The following is a 14,322-nucleotide window of genomic DNA, read 5'->3' as shown; positions in this document are numbered from 1 at the left end:
CGCGAAAGAACTCCCTCCCCTTCTACAGATAGCTCCGGCATCGAGCGCCGTCTTCTCTAAGGTCGCACAGCCAGTTTGACCATCGTCAGTACGGAAAGCAGTCCTGAGACGAAGAAGACGAGCAAAAATGGGTCCCTGTTTCCAATCATGGTGGTTGCAAACTCTCCACAGTCGGAGCTTTGCAGTGCAATCCATATGCTTGCCCCCATTATTCCAATGAAAATGAAAGCCTCAGCTCCACTGGCCTTCCTCTTCATTCTGAAAATTCTGAACAGAGCCGGAAAAACGAGCCCTGCAAAAACCAGCATGATCACTTCATCGTCCCCACCGGATGAGACAAGATCTCCGCATTTAAACAGCTGCCCATCAGACAAGGAATAAAACCCATCAGAAAACATCGAAAAGAGAATTGCGGACAGTATCTGAACAACGACGGTCGCAATAAATAAAATAGATATACTTTTGTTGCTCATATCAATTTTTTCCTGCGGAAATGAATATTTCTTAGAAAATCGCATTATGGAAGATCGTGGCGGATTATAATCCGAATTATTTATTTCTCTGCAGTGACGTGAGCTTTCAGAATTTTCTTCTGAGCCTCGGGCTTCCACCGCCGTGAAGGTGAGAATTCGGGTAATCCAGTACCCATAGATCTCCTGTTTCCATGTCCTGATACAAGGTTTCCCATTTCTCAGGGTCAACACGGATCTCGGTCAACTTTGTCCGCCTGGAAAGCGCGTCTGCGCCAACATATTCATCTTCCTCAAATGCGCTCATTCTACCTTCGCTCATAACTTCTTGGTGCAAAACACGATTGTGAAATCTCAGGATTTTCCTGCCAGTTCACGTCGAATTCAAGCGCCCAGCCCTCACTCCCGGTTCAACAGCGAGTCCAGCATCGGGCGCAGGCGGAACTTGCCGGCGTCGGCCTTCAGGGTCAGGGTGCGGATGTAGCCGCCGGGGGATTTGATCTCCCCTGCCCGCTCGATCAAGTAGGCGATGGTGACAATGGCGCCGGCCAGGCCCATCGCCTTTTGCGCCCTGCCCCAGGCATCTGCGGAAATGCCGAGCATCGGCCGGGCCAGATCAGCGGCGGCCCGCGCATCGGCCCAGGTGATCAGCCCGTTGAGCGCGTAATCGGCAAATTGAGGACAGGCCCGCTTCAGATCCGACAGGGGAACCGCTTCCGCCTTCTGCTCGACATTTGGCAGGGCATCCGCTTCCTGATTGACGGAAGGAACAGCGCTTCGGCCAAGGGAGAGATTGGTCAGATCCGGAGCATCCGCCGCTTCACTGTTTTCTTTGAGATATTCATATGAGAGTTCTGTTTTTGAATTCTGAATATGGAGCTCATTATGGTGGTCATTGCCGCTCATATTCAGATCTAAATCATTGTATTTACGGGATTCTTCCTCTTCATAAGCACAATCGACAGCATTCAGGTCGGCTTCGCTCATGCCCGCCAGGAAGGCAGATTCCACCTCGGCCCTGAGACGCAGGAGCCCGTCCCGGCGCTGGTTCAGGTCTTCCAGTGGCGCATGGCGCAGAACACGGCCGGAGAGGGCTTGCAGGCCCAGGGTGAAGTCTTGCCAGAGCGCAGGCTGGCGGAGCGCGTGGCCATCCTCGTGAGCCGCCGCAATCATCTTGGCAATGTCGCGCAGATGCAGCGTGATTTCCCCGCGCACCTTGCGCACGGCAGCCGAACGCGCCCGTGCCGCTTCCGCCTTCTCGAAGATCTCCGGCGCGCTGAGCGCCAGCGGCGCGAGATTGAAGCCGAAAGCCTCGTCCAAGCCACCGGACGCATCCCGGCGGACAAACCGCTTGCCATTGGGGCTGTCCCGGCGCAGCAGGAGCCCTGCCTGGATCAGCGCCGCGATATGACGGCGCAGGGTGGCCGGCGCCATGCCGCGGGTGCGAATGGACAGTTCCGCATTGGACGGGAAGACGATCATGTCTGCCGTTCCATCCAGTTCCTTGCCCGGATGAAAGCTTGTCAGCGCTTCCAGCACCGCAATGGCGCGATCGGACAGGCCGAAATCGGCGCGGGCTTCGGTCAGGGCGCGCAAAAGCTGCCACTTGTCGGCCTTGGCCGTCAGGTTGCCGCCCTGCTCCGCGCTTTCGCGGGCCGAATCACGCAAGCGATCCATGCGCTGCTGCGCCTTGAACAAGGCAATAGTATACTGTCCGCCGCCAAAAGGCGTCGTCGCAATCCGCTCCGTCATGGCCAATCACCTTGAAAAAGGCAATAAATCAGGGTGCCCGCAAGCTGGGGTCAGCTGCGCAGACTTGACTTTCGTCGGAGGAAGTGATTCTCTGAGATTGCTACATACAAAGAGGGCTTCCGAAGTGATCTGCTTTGGGGGCCTTTTTTGTTGCCTTGGTCCTTTCCTGTTTCGTCCGTTCCGGTTCATCCGCAAGGACGGAAGGTCTGATCCCCCGCCCCTGCCGATCTGTTGACAGCTGTCAAAGGCTTGCCGGGCCGCTCGGCCCAGGCCAGAGCCTCAGTCAGTCTGATCCTTTTCAAACTCTTCCAGCAGCCCCGGCAGACGGTCCGCCAGATAGCTGGAGAAGGCTTCGGGAACCGCCTTGCCGAGTGTCAGTACCGGGCCCTTCAGCTCGGCAAGCGGCACGCCCTTGCGGTTCTTGATCACCCGCGGCTTGTCCTTCTGCTGCAGGCGGCGGGCAAGGCGGTCATAAAGCCGCTGGAACCGCCGGTCGCTGTCAGCGGCCCGGAACGCGTCGGAGTGGATTTCGTCCTGCGCCAGCACCCGCGCCACCTCAAGCTGCAGCATGTCGCCAAGCGCATGCCAGCGCGGACGGCCCGCCTTGGGGGCAGGACCAATGGCCAGGGCAATGTGCTTGGGCACCCATTTGGCCACCTGCACCAGCCGCGTCAGTTCCGACCGCTGAATGCCAAGCGCCTCGCGCACCATGGCGCGGTCAAAACCGGCGTCCAGAAGGTTCTGGGCAAAGAAAGCCCGCTCGATGAAGGACAGATCCCTCCGGCCGGCGTTTTCCTGGCCCTGGGCCAGAACCAGATCCTCATCGCTCAGGGGCTTGACCTGTGCGTGGATCTTCAGCCCCAGTTCCCGGGCGGCGCGTACACGGCGGTGGCCATAGGCGGTCTGATACCAGCCCCCTGCCCGCTTGGCGCTGTCCGGATGCGGCCGGACAAGAACCGGCACCTGCTGGCCATGGTCCTTGAGGCTCTGCTTCAGCTCCTCGAACCCGTCATCCAGCAGGCTTTCGGCCGTCAGACGGTCGGCAATCGGAGACGGCTCGATCTTCTCCGGATCCAGCTCGACGATGCGCTCCCCCGGCTCGTCCCGGCGGGCCATCTGGCCAAGGCTGAGGCCCATGGCCTTGATCGCGCCCGACGCGCTGCGGGAGGGCGCTGCCCCGGAGGGAGCCGCCGTGTCTGCAGGCGCACCGGCCGCAGCCTGCGACTTGGCTGCGGAAGCAATGCCCGCCGCCATTCCCGTTGCCATGCCGGACACGGGACGGGCAGATGAAACGGCGGGCGCCTGCCCTGCCTTGGCAACGGCCGCAACATTGGCCGGATCGGCCACAGTGTCCCTGCCCTTCTGCTGCGGGATGGCCGCTTCGCTGCTGCGGGCTTCAACAGGCTTTGCCGTCTTCACCTCGGGCGCAGGCTGAGCAACAGTCTCCGGCACGCCGGCAGCCGCAGCCTCCGGGGCCGGGTCGGGATTGAACAGGGCCTTCAGCCGGTCCTTGCGCTTGCTCATCGGGTCACCTCGCTCGAGGACGGCCGGACCAGAGTGTCAGCCGCCGTGCTTGCGCCCATTATCCGCCAGGTCATGGGGGTGGGGGATAAGTTTTCTGACATGGTTCTCAGCTCCCCCTTGGCACACGGCCCCAGGCCGCGGAAATCAAAGCTTCGATCTCGGCGTTGACAGCTGTCAACGACTCCATCGCCCGGTCATAAGTGGCTCTCGTGAAGTTTTCACGGCCCACTTCATAAAGGGTCTGCTTGGTGAGGCCAGCATCGGAAATGGCGGTCGATTTCACCATCGGCGCGGTCAGCACCCGGTCGCCGAACTGGGCGCGCAGGAAGCCGGAGATCTGGGTCTGCGGCCCGTCCTGGGGCTCGTAGCGGGTGATGAGATAGCGCAGGAAATCGAAATTCAGCGTGCCGCCGGCCTCACGCACCACGGACAGAAGATCCGAGGTCATGAACAGGAACTGGCTCATGGAGGCCACGTCCAGCATCTGCGGGTGGACGGTGACCAGAACCGAGGTCGCGGCGCACAGGGCGCCGAGGGTCAGATAGCCAAGTTGCGGAGGGCAATCGAGCACGATCACGTCATAGTCGGCTTCCACCGACATCAGCGCGCTCTGCACCCGGGCAAAGAACAATTCGCTCGGCACCTCTTCCCCGTGGCGGGTGGCCAGATGCTGGGGCGTGGTGTGCTCGAATTCCTGGAGCTCCAGATTGCCCGGAACCAGATCCAGGCCGTCCACATAGGTCTCGCGGATGACATTCTTCAGCGGCACCCGCTGTTCGTCATAACGGATCGCGCCATAGATCGTGTCGTTGCCGGTCAGATCCAGCTCCGGCTGATAGCCGAGCAGGGAGGAGAGGGAGGCCTGCGGGTCAAGGTCCACCGCCAGGGTGCGGTAGCCCTGCATGGCCAGATACTGCGCCAGATGGGTGGACGTGGTGGTCTTGCCGCTGCCGCCCTTGAAATTGGTGACCGCGATCACCTGGCAATGTTCGCCAAGCGCCGGATCCCGGTGGCGCACATAGGCGCGGGCCTTCGCGCTGCCCGGCTCGTGCTGGGAGGCGAGGAAAACGCGCAGGGCGTTGATGTCGGACAGGGTATAGACCCGGCGGCCGCGTTCATCCGTGGCAGGCGAGGGGCCTTCCTCGGACAGGGACAGCTGGCGCAGGTAGCCGTCGGAGACGCCGATCAGCTTGGCCGCTTCGCCGGAGGTGAAGGAACGCATGATCTTGCGGCTGGAAGGCGGGAACAGCCGCATACGCATTTCGCCGAGCTGCGCCGACAGCACCTCCGCATCCCGCGCGATCTGTTCGTCTGCCACCATCACATCACCATCCTTCTGCGGCTTCTGCCGCCTGCCCGGCCACATCCTGCCGGTCGTACCAAGGCGCTCTTGCCCAATTCCCTTGCCGGTCCGCTCTGCCATGCTCAGCTTTGGCAGCCCGGGCGTTGACAGCTGTCAACGGACCGGACCAACGGCAGAACCCGAGGCCAAAATCAGAGGGCAAGGTCCCTTGCCGTGCGTGGCCGAATGCCGCCAAACCTGCGTGTCTCCGTTCACTGCACGGATTCGCAAGTGGCGGCAAGCCGATCAACGCTCTTCTCTGCTGCCAACGGCCCCTTTCCCCGGTTACGGATCATGGGGCCTGTACCGGCCTCTTTCCGTAAATTACTCCAGAGAACTCGAGTCGGGTCAAGCATTTTAGGGTTAATGTGGATTAGGGTTTGTGCAGCGGCAGCGAGAAGAGCGGCTCAGACAGGGTAACAGTGGGAGGACCCATATCGATGAACAGGGCAACTGGATCAGTCCATGTGTTCCCTTTATGAGGACAGGGAGTGGAACAAGCCCATAGGAAATAGCGAATTCGACAAGACGCAAGTGGCCCATCCTTCGAGACGCAGCTTCGCAGCTCCTCAGGATGAGGACGTGCGAACTGCAGGCGCCCGGGCAAACCAAACCGTGTCTTGAAGTCCTATTTAATCACTCCCACTGACACCTCATCCTGAGGAGGGTCGTAGACCCGTCTCGAAGGATGGGCCACTTGAACCAATAGGTTATGGGACAGAACGCATGAGACGCTGGTTTGGAGGAAGCCGCGGAACCAGCGCTGCTTCCGCATGAACAATCACGAGCGTCACGTCAGACGAGGTAGCTCACCCCACATAGACCAGATCATAGACATAGCTCTTTTCCCCCTTGCGGCTGACCCAGATGCCGGCGGGAGGATGATCGGTCTGCTGGTCGGGCAGGACGTTCCAGGGGCGGCCCATGCAACCCTCCTCCTCGTCCCAGGCCACCCAGCCAAGCCCGGGACGGAAGGTGATCCAGAGATCCGCATCCTGCCGCCTGTAGCCAATCCGGCCTTCCGGCCCGGCCATGCGGTCAAACCGGTACACCAGATCGTCACTCTGCCGGCGCAGCTCAAAGGCCTGAAAGGATCGTGTCATGCTCGTTGCCCCCAATCACGCCCGATGGTCCGCCTCACGTTGACAGCTGTCAACGCTTGAAAGGAGGAGGGGAGGGGTGAGGACACAAAATCCCTTAGGCGCTCTCCCAAAGAACTGGTATTGTGCAGTTGTGCACAAATTTACGAGGCGAGATCCATGAGCGAGCAGACCACCGCCTATCTGTCGGCGCGGGTTCCCGCACAACTGAGAAACCGGTTCAAATCACTGGCGGCCCGCAAAGGCGCAAAAGTTCAAGAGCTCCTGAACGAAATTATCGAGGAGTATGTCGCCCGCGAAGACCGGCCAGCCGTCACGGCGACCGAAGCCATCAAGGCTTTACGCAACCTCCGCCCAGACCTGGAAGCAGCAGGCATTGCGCACCTCTATCTCTTCGGGTCCGTTGCCCGCGGCGAGGCCCGGCCCGACAGTGACGTTGATCTGGCCTATATGCCTTCCCCCAAAGCCAGTCTGTCCCTGATCGATCTCGGGAGATTGACGCAAAAAATAGCTCAAGCCCTTGGCCAAACTACAGAAATTGACCTGGTTCCGTTCGCCAGTTTGAAGCCCCATGTTCGTGAGACCGCTGAAGCTGACATGATTTCGGTGTTCTGAATGCCGCGCAGCACCACCGGCAGACTGAATGACATACTGGAGGCAATTGAGGACATCCGCGCCTTCACGGAAGGCATGGACAGGCCTAGCTTTCTGGAAGCTCCGGTCAAAGACCGGAAGACCTATTGGGCCGTTCTGGCATCCCTGCTCGTGATCGGGGAAGCCGTCAAAGGACTTCCCGGCACAGTCACAAACCAGCATCCGGGTATCTCGTGGCAGGCAATTGCCGGTCTCCGGAATCTGCTCGCACATGAATACTTCCGGGTTGATGCGGACCTCGTCTGGCGCATTCTGGAGAATGGCGAGCTTGACGTGCTGGAAGCCTGCATTCGCGAGGCGCTGCTGCCATCGGGCGGGAAGAGCAGTTGACAGCTGTCAACACTTGCCAGGGGGAGGGGATGCTTGCGCCTTTTCCGCCAGCCCGCTAAGTCCATGGAAGCGAAACGGATGCTGCCGGGGACACATGCTGGTCTGGGACTTTCTGCGATCTGCCTATGATCATGCCTTGGGGCGGCCGAAGTCGGCCTTTCCGACCCGCTATCACTATATCGAGATCCTGGGAGAGGCCCTGAGCGCACGCGGGCTGACGATCCGCCGCTTCGGCCAGCATTGCCTGGTGCTGTCCCGCCGGGACGGGAAGGGGCGTCTGATCATCGCCGTGCGCTATACCTCTGACCCGGATCTGAAGCTCCTGCAGAAGGCAGCGCGCCAGCCCGGAACACGGATCGCCTATCTGCTCGATGATGATCTCTGGGCCATGCTGGAAGACCAGAAGCTGAAGCCCGACTACCGGGCCCGGCTGCAGCATTTCCTGGACCGGCACTATGCGCAGCTGCGCCCCCTGCTGCAGGAGGTGATCGCCCCAAGTCCCCAGATCCTAGCCCGCATGGCGGAATTGCCTGGCACCTATCTGCCGCCCGCCCATCTGTTTCCGGGCGAAGATCTCAGCCATTTCAATGATGACCGCCAGATCCGCATCGTCTTTCTGGGCACCAGCACCCATGGCGTGGATTTCGGCCGCATCGCGCCGGGTATCTCGGCTGCCCTGAAGGCCAACCCGAAACTTCACCTCACCACGCTGCAGGGCAAGAGGGGAGGGGAGCTTTTGCCGGACGGGCCGCAGGTCACCCATCACGGCGACATGTTCTTCGCGCCGTTCCAGAAATGGCTTTCCCGCCAGCGGTTCCACATTGCGCTTGCCCCCTATCAGGTGAACCCGGTCAACAATGGCCGCTCGAACCTGAAATTCCATCAGCATGCCCTTGTGGGGGCAGCAGGTCTTTACACCGCGACCGAGCCCTTCGAGGCTTGCGTAAAGGACGGGCAGAACGGGCTGATCCTTCCGCACACGCCGGAGGCCTGGCAGGAGGCCATCCTGGGCCTTGCCGCCGACATGGAGCGGACGCGGGACATGGCAGGGCAGGGGATTGCCGGCAGCCTTGCGACCGGCAGTCACGACCAGCTGGCAAACCTGTGGGACCGTCTGGTGCCGAACGGCTAGGCGTCAGCGCGCCTGATGCCACCAGTTGCGCACCGCAGGCAAGGACCTGCGCCAGCGGAACCGGAACCGGCCGGACCGTTTCGACAGCCAGGGACTGAAGGCCGGATCCTCGAAGTCTTTCGTGCCATGAAGGCCCTGAAGAGCTTTCTTCTCCGCGGCAAACTGCGTCTTGCGCTTGCGGCTCCTGTCCTTGCCGCGGGTCACGGATTCATGGTGATAAAGCACCGCGTAGGGGGTCCAGACCGTGCGGATGCCGGCCTCATAAGCCCTGAGGCAATAGTCCACGTCATTATAGGCAACGGCGAAATTCTCTTCGTCCCAGGGGCCGAGCCGGGCGAGGCACTCTTCCGAGATCAGCATCACCGCGCCGGTGACGCAGGTCAGGGAATTGCGGGCGGTGAGCCGGCCGAAATGACCCGGAATTTCCGAATAACATTTGTAATACCAATGACTTGCGAGGCCACTCATGCCCGCGATCACACCTGCATGCTGCAGGCGGCCATCCGGATAAAGCAGCTTTGCCCCCACGATCCCGGCTCTTGGAAGTTCCAGGCAGGAGACCATTTCCTTGAGCCAGCCGGCGTCCGTCACCTCCACATCATTGTTCAGAAGAAGCACGTGACCTGAGCTGACCTTGGCAAGGCCCCGGTTGACGGAGCGCGAGAAGTTGAAGGGCTCTTCGATGATCTCATAGGAGAAATTCGGGAACCGGCGCCGGGTCTCCTCATAAAGCGCCAGCACACGGGCATCATCCGAGCCATTGTCCTGGATGAACACCTTCAGATCCGGATAATCCGTCTCATCAAGCAGCCCGCGCAGCACCTGGGAGGTCAGCTCAAAGCCGTTACGGCTGGGAATGACCACATTTACCGGCGGCCAGGCCGCCCGTTCTGCGGGCACATTGCGGGTCTCACGGCGGCGCTGGGGCGCAACAGCGGTCCGAACCAGCGGATAGGGCAGGTGAAGAATGTCTTCTTCTGCCAGCCCCTCCAGAACCCGCTCGACGGCCTCCGCGCCAGGCCGGGAGGCAAGAGGGAGAGCGGGGGAGGGGAGAGCAGGTGCAACAGCGAGCAGCCTGTCGCGCCGGAACACCGCAAAGGGGCTCAGATAATCGATCTCGCGGAAGAGGGCAGGGTCAAAGGCGGGCTTCAACACCGGTTTCAGGCTTTCATCGTCCGGGCCAGCCAGCAGCGCATCGCCATACAGCAGCCCTGCGTCCTGGGCAGGCCCTGCAAGCACCTGCACCAGGCTCTTCAGCGCCCCCGCACACAGCCGGTCCTGTTCCGGCAGAAAGGCTATGAAGCGTCCACTTGCCGCTTCTGCGGCCTGCCGCCAATCTTCCGAAGCCTCAAGGCACTCCACACCCGCAATCTCCGCGGCACCATCCGGCAGGTCTGCGGGTTTGTGGCACACAAGGCTGAGAAGGGGGGCAGCAACCTGCTTCCCTTCAGCCGTGGACGAAGCTGCCGCCAGAACAGCGGCCTTTCGCGCGAAACAACGGGCAGGCAAACTGGCGAAAAACCGGCGCATCATCAGGCCAAGCCGCCTGTCATGAGAGAAACACACTTCATAAATAATTGACTTCCCGCCCGGATCAGGCATCAAGGGCCCTATTACATCCTCTATATAGACCTGACTATTCAAAGCCAGTCTTGGCGATAAAAATCGAGTTCTTCCATGCCTTATGTGCAGTTGTTGAAATTTCTCGGCCTCAAGCGGAAAAAATCGCGGCTTGAGGTCCGGGCGGAGCACCTGCGCAAATTCGTCAGCTATGCGCCAACCCCCGGCATTCCGCCGGTCGCCGACTTTAGCCCGGAGCGGATGCGCATCACCTGGGTCATTCCGGACTTCATGCCCGGTGCGGGCGGCCACATGACGATCTTCCGCATCGCCCGCTATCTGGAAGAATTCGGCCACGAGGTCAATTTCCTGGTCCAGAACCCGACGGAGCACAAGACCGGAGAGGCGGCCAAGGCCACGATCAACGCCCATTTCCAGCCCTTCAACGGCACGGTCGAACTGTTTTCCGAAGAAACACCGCATGCGCAGGGCGATGCCCTGATCGCGACGGACCGGTTCACCTGCTATCCGGTCGAAGCCATGGGCGGCTTCATCCGCAAGTTCTATTTCGTGCAGGACTATGAACCCGCCTTCTATGCCGCCGGCGCCGAAGCCCTCCTGAGTGAGGCAACCTATCATTTCGATTTCGACTGCCTGTGCGCCGGAGAGTGGCTGCACAAGATCATGAGCGAAAAATACGGCCGCTGGTCTACCTCGTGGCCGCTCGCCTATGACGCTTCCGTTTACAATCTGGGGGAGGGGGCTTTGGAGCCCGCGCCGCGCAGCGGCAACCGCATTGCGCTTTATGCCCGCTATGTCACCTCCCGCCGGGCGGTGGAACTGGCGTTTCTGGCGCTGGAAATCCTCCACGCGCGCGGGGTCCAGTTCGAGGTGGATTTCTTCGGCTGGGACCTTGGCAACCTGACCACCAGGTATCCTTTCGTGGACCACGGCGTGCTCGGCAGCGCCGAACTGGCCGATCTCTACCGCAAGGCAACCCTGGGCGTCGTCTTCTCCGCGACCAATCATTCGCTGGTGAACAAGGAAATGATGGCCTGCGGGCTGCCAGTGGTGGATCTGGACCTGGACACCGTGCGCTCCATCTTCCCGGAAAGCACCATGGCCTTTGCCCGGCCGACGCCGGAAGGGATCGCCGATACGCTGGAGGCCCTGCTTGCGGATGCTGACCGGCGCAAAGGCCTGCAGCAAGGCGGCCTGGACTTCGTGAAAAACCTGTCCTGGGAGAAGTCCGCAAGACTGGTGGAAGCAGCTCTCATTGAACGGGTCGGCCAGGCAGCAAAGGGGGAGCCCGCCTGATGGCCCGTTACCGCTGCTCCGTCGTCATTCCGGCCAAGAACGCCATGCCCGGGTTAACGCAGGTCCTCGAGAGCGTCCTGACCCAGGAAACACCCTGGCCGTTCGAAGTGATCGTGATCGATTCCGGGTCGCGCGACGGCACAGTTGAGCATGTCACAAGCCTGAAAGGCGTTCGCCTGATCGAGATTGCGCCGGAAAGCTTCGGCCATGGCCGCACGCGCAACATGGGCGTTGCCGCAGCCGATGCGCAATATGTGGCGTTTCTGACCCACGACGCGCTTCCGGCGGACCAGCACTGGCTGGCCAATCTGGTGGCGGCCGCAGAACAGGACAGCGGCATAGCCGGTGTCTTCGGCCGCCATATCGCCTATGAAACGGCCTCGCCTTTCACCAGGAGCGATCTCGACCGGCATTTCGAAGGCTTTCTGACCCATCCGCTGGTGGTGCACCGGGACCTGGACCCGCAGAAATACGAAAACGACATCGGCTGGCGCCAGTTCCTGCATTTCTACTCGGACAACAACTCGCTGCTGCGCAAGTCCGTGTGGGAAAAGATCCCTTATCCGGACGTGGAGTTTGCCGAGGACCAGCTCTGGGCAAGAGCCGTGATCGATGCCGGATATGCCAAAGCCTATGCACCGGAGGCCACCGTCTATCATTCCCATGACTACAGCCCGCTGGAACAGCTCCGCCGCGCCTTCGACGAGTCCCGGAACTTCAAGAAGTACTTCGGCTATGAGCTCGGAGGCACCTTTCTGTCTTTCCTGAAGTCCCTGGTCGAAATGCCGGCACAGCCGTTCTTCCAGCAGCTCGACCAGACACGGTTCGGCAAGGTGACAGTCCGCCACCGCCTGATCAGGTCCGGCCAAAGAGCCGGCCTTGTCACCGGCCATTTCCTCGGTGCCAGACATCAGCTGCTTCCTGCAGGCGTCAGCCGGGTACTATCTCTCGACCACAAGCTCTATAAAGCGTAAGCCAGACGCCGAGGGAACGAGCCGAGTAGAGGCACTAAGTTGTTCAAATTAAATAATTTATTCAAATCCAGAAGAAAAAATGCGCCCGGCCCGGTCAGCGCGGACTATCCGCCGGAGATCCGTAAGCCCATGACGCCCGCTGATTTCGAGGCTCTGGAAAAGAAGATCAACTTCCGCCACCTGAACAGCAAGAAGAACCTCGACCTTCTCTGCCACTTCGACCTGAAAAGCCGGGAAGAGTTTGCTCTGCGCACGAAGTCACCGGTCATCTATTTTCCGGATGAGGTTGCGCTGGTCAAAAGGAATGAAGAAACCGCTGCGATGCTTGCGGCGCCGCGGACTTTCGATCCGTCAGCACTGAACGGCCTCAACATCGGCTGTGGAGACCGCAGGATCAACCCGCACCTTACGCCTGTCGATATCATGCGCAGCGGGGACAAGAGCGCTTCGGGGTCCCATCATGCCTTTCTGCCGGACGCCATCCTGGCAAATCCGGACGACTTGCCTTTCAAGCCGGAAAGCATTGACTTCATCGTCGCCCTCCACATGCTGGAACATGTGCCGGATCCCGTTGCCATTCTGAAGCACTGGGCCAGCGTTCTGAAGCCCGGTGGAGGCATCGGCCTCATCCTGCCGGACTACAAATACACCTGGGACGCACGCAAGGACCCGAGCAAGTTCGGGCACAAGTGGAATTCGGATGCGGACACATTCAGGATGCTCCACGCAGCGCATCTGGCGGACGACCTGCGCATCGAAGCCATTGGAACGCTGGAGCACAGGATCAGCTTCGATGTGGTGCTTCGAAAGCCCGGCAACTTCACGCCATTCTCAATATCGAACAAAACCACGGAGCTCTCGGGAGCAGAACTCTTCGCCAATGGAAAAATGATCACTAAATAGTATCTGATCTTCTGGAGAAGGCAGGACCGGAGGCAACGGCACTCTGGTCCCGGAGGCGGCAGAATGTACTTCAATGTCTATAACGATGGCGGCGCAATCCTCCATGGATACCTGATCCCGGACGGGTTCTCGGCAAAGCCGTCGATCGTGGTCCGCTCCGCCGGTGAAGAAGTCTACCGGGCGGAGTGCGATGTCTTTCTCGAGAACACCTATCAGCACCGGCATCATGAGACAGGCATCGTCGGCTTCATTCTGAACGAGAAGAAGATACCCGGGCTCAAGGAGATGAAGGATCTCGAGATCTCGGACGCCAACACGGGTTTCACCTTCTATCGCCGGTTCCAGGAGCATCTGCACATCGAGAAGCGGGTCTTCCGTCTGGAAACCCAGTTTGCGCCCCACAGCGAACTCGATCAGAGCCTGCGTTCGAACTTTCAGTTCTATGCCTGCAACGTGGAGCATTTCGGCTCGGAAAGCGTGAGACAGACGCTCGAAATCGTCAATCAGAAGTCGACCTATGTCAGCGGGCGCGTTCTGATCAAGAATGTGCAGCAGTATTTCACGGACGACACGCTCACCATCACGTCCGTCCGGGATCCATTCTACGAGCTGGCCATCCGGTTGACGACAATCAGCCACTACAAGACCAAGCCATTCTCGTTCATCTCGGAACGCGACAAGATCTTCTACGAGCCGGCGATCAGCCATTTCCACGGCATGAACATCACCGACGAGGCGGATGTGCGCGCCCGGTTCAAGTCAGCACCCAAGGATGTCCTCGGGTTGTTCGAATCCCCCTTCACCCATCAGCTGGTGGCCTCCAGCCCCACGGATGACGTTTCGCGCGACTCCGTCGCCTCCGCCCTCGACATGCTGTCACAGTTCTCGATCTTCAATTCCAACGAGAAGGACGCTCAGCTCGCCACAGATATCGGCGAGACCCTGGGCGTCGACCCGGACCAGATCCGCTTCAATCCAACACAATCGCTATTTGAAGAAGTCGCAGCAATATTCCGCAACGTTCCGACCATCGAGCATATTCTCGAAAAAGATCTCATCCTCTATCATTTCATCCGGGAGGCAGAAAAGCGGACAAGAAGCAAACGAAACCCCGCACATGTCAGGCGGAGATAGACCCTGCACGCCCACAGGTTTGATCCGGATTTTTGACATGAATTGTCTGACCGGAACGTCTATTTAGGGCCATATAACCTTTTTTTTTCATAGTGATCTGAGGAAACTCATCTGCTAATCAGATTGGGTC

Annotated in this window: 14 protein-coding genes; 7 read left to right on the top strand and 7 right to left on the bottom strand. The window is 60.0% G+C overall.

Annotated features, from left to right (window positions below; genetic code table 11):
• Nucleotides 1-56 precede the first annotated feature (56 nt).
• The 6 genes from BUA94_RS20840 to BUA94_RS20815 all read right to left on the bottom strand — a co-directional run bounded on the left by BUA94_RS20840 (nt 57) and on the right by BUA94_RS20815 (nt 6,191).
• Nucleotides 57-473, bottom strand: coding sequence for a hypothetical protein (locus BUA94_RS20840; RefSeq protein ID WP_073015313.1), 417 nt, complete (start codon nt 471-473; stop codon nt 57-59).
• 106 nt (nt 474-579) lie between these two features.
• The gene (locus BUA94_RS20835) at nt 580-777 is read right to left on the bottom strand and encodes an Imm27 family immunity protein (RefSeq protein ID WP_175558096.1); all 198 of its coding nucleotides are present in this window, start codon (nt 775-777) and stop codon (nt 580-582) included.
• A gap of 92 nt (nt 778-869) precedes the next feature.
• Nucleotides 870-2,222, bottom strand: coding sequence for a plasmid replication protein RepC (gene repC / locus BUA94_RS20830; protein ID WP_073015311.1), 1,353 nt, complete (start codon nt 2,220-2,222; stop codon nt 870-872).
• Nucleotides 2,223-2,501: 279 nt separating this feature from the next.
• Complete coding sequence (repB, locus tag BUA94_RS20825) at nt 2,502-3,746, bottom strand: plasmid partitioning protein RepB (RefSeq protein WP_208980184.1); 1,245 nt, start codon at nt 3,744-3,746, stop codon at nt 2,502-2,504.
• 106 nt (nt 3,747-3,852) lie between these two features.
• Complete coding sequence (gene repA, locus BUA94_RS20820; RefSeq protein ID WP_073015310.1) at nt 3,853-5,112, bottom strand: plasmid partitioning protein RepA; 1,260 nt, start codon at nt 5,110-5,112, stop codon at nt 3,853-3,855.
• A gap of 785 nt (nt 5,113-5,897) precedes the next feature.
• On the bottom strand, nt 5,898-6,191 hold the full coding sequence (locus BUA94_RS20815; RefSeq protein ID WP_073015309.1) for a hypothetical protein: 294 nt from the start codon (nt 6,189-6,191) through the stop codon (nt 5,898-5,900).
• Between the two features lie 156 nt (nt 6,192-6,347).
• Here BUA94_RS20815 and BUA94_RS23190 point away from each other — a divergent pair, with 156 nt between their 5' ends.
• The 3 genes from BUA94_RS23190 (at nt 6,348) to BUA94_RS20800 (ending at nt 8,304) form a co-directional block, all read left to right on the top strand.
• Entirely contained in the window at nt 6,348-6,803 is a 456-nt protein-coding gene (locus BUA94_RS23190) for a nucleotidyltransferase domain-containing protein (RefSeq protein WP_084082165.1), read from the top strand.
• Nucleotides 6,804-7,172 carry a HepT-like ribonuclease domain-containing protein gene (locus tag BUA94_RS20805; protein ID WP_073015308.1) on the top strand — a complete coding sequence of 123 codons (369 nt, stop codon included), beginning with the start codon at nt 6,804-6,806 and terminating at the stop codon, nt 7,170-7,172. It begins immediately after the preceding gene.
• Between the two features lie 94 nt (nt 7,173-7,266).
• Nucleotides 7,267-8,304, top strand: a complete 1,038-nt coding sequence (locus BUA94_RS20800) for a glycosyltransferase family protein (protein WP_073015307.1) — start codon at nt 7,267-7,269, stop codon at nt 8,302-8,304.
• Between the two features lie 3 nt (nt 8,305-8,307).
• Here BUA94_RS20800 and BUA94_RS23645 read toward each other — a convergent pair whose 3' ends face one another.
• Nucleotides 8,308-9,837, bottom strand: a complete 1,530-nt coding sequence (locus BUA94_RS23645) for a glycosyltransferase (RefSeq protein ID WP_175558095.1) — start codon at nt 9,835-9,837, stop codon at nt 8,308-8,310.
• Between the two features lie 144 nt (nt 9,838-9,981).
• On the opposite strand from BUA94_RS23645, the gene BUA94_RS23400 reads away from it, so the two are divergent.
• From BUA94_RS23400 to BUA94_RS20775, 4 genes are all read left to right on the top strand, one after another.
• Nucleotides 9,982-11,181: a glycosyltransferase family 4 protein gene (locus BUA94_RS23400; RefSeq protein ID WP_073015305.1), complete on the top strand. Its 1,200-nt coding sequence runs from the start codon at nt 9,982-9,984 to the stop codon at nt 11,179-11,181.
• On the top strand, nt 11,181-12,155 hold the full coding sequence (locus tag BUA94_RS20785; protein WP_073015304.1) for a glycosyltransferase family 2 protein: 975 nt from the start codon (nt 11,181-11,183) through the stop codon (nt 12,153-12,155). The genes BUA94_RS23400 and BUA94_RS20785 overlap by 1 nt, the downstream gene beginning before the upstream one ends.
• A 129-nt stretch (nt 12,156-12,284) precedes the next feature.
• A complete protein-coding gene (locus BUA94_RS20780) occupies nt 12,285-13,058 on the top strand; it encodes a methyltransferase domain-containing protein (RefSeq protein ID WP_073015303.1) in 774 nt (257 codons plus the stop codon).
• A 63-nt stretch (nt 13,059-13,121) separates the two neighbouring features.
• Nucleotides 13,122-14,192 (top strand): hypothetical protein, encoded by a 1,071-nt coding sequence (locus BUA94_RS20775; protein WP_073015302.1) that lies wholly within the window; start codon nt 13,122-13,124, stop codon nt 14,190-14,192.
• Nucleotides 14,193-14,322 lie beyond the last annotated feature (130 nt).

Origin of the sequence: Roseibium suaedae (genome assembly GCF_900142725.1) — a bacterium.
In the GTDB taxonomy this organism is placed as follows: domain Bacteria; phylum Pseudomonadota; class Alphaproteobacteria; order Rhizobiales; family Stappiaceae; genus Roseibium; species Roseibium suaedae.
Note: the sequence above shows the minus strand (reverse complement) of the source record. Positions and strands in the feature narration are given on the sequence as shown.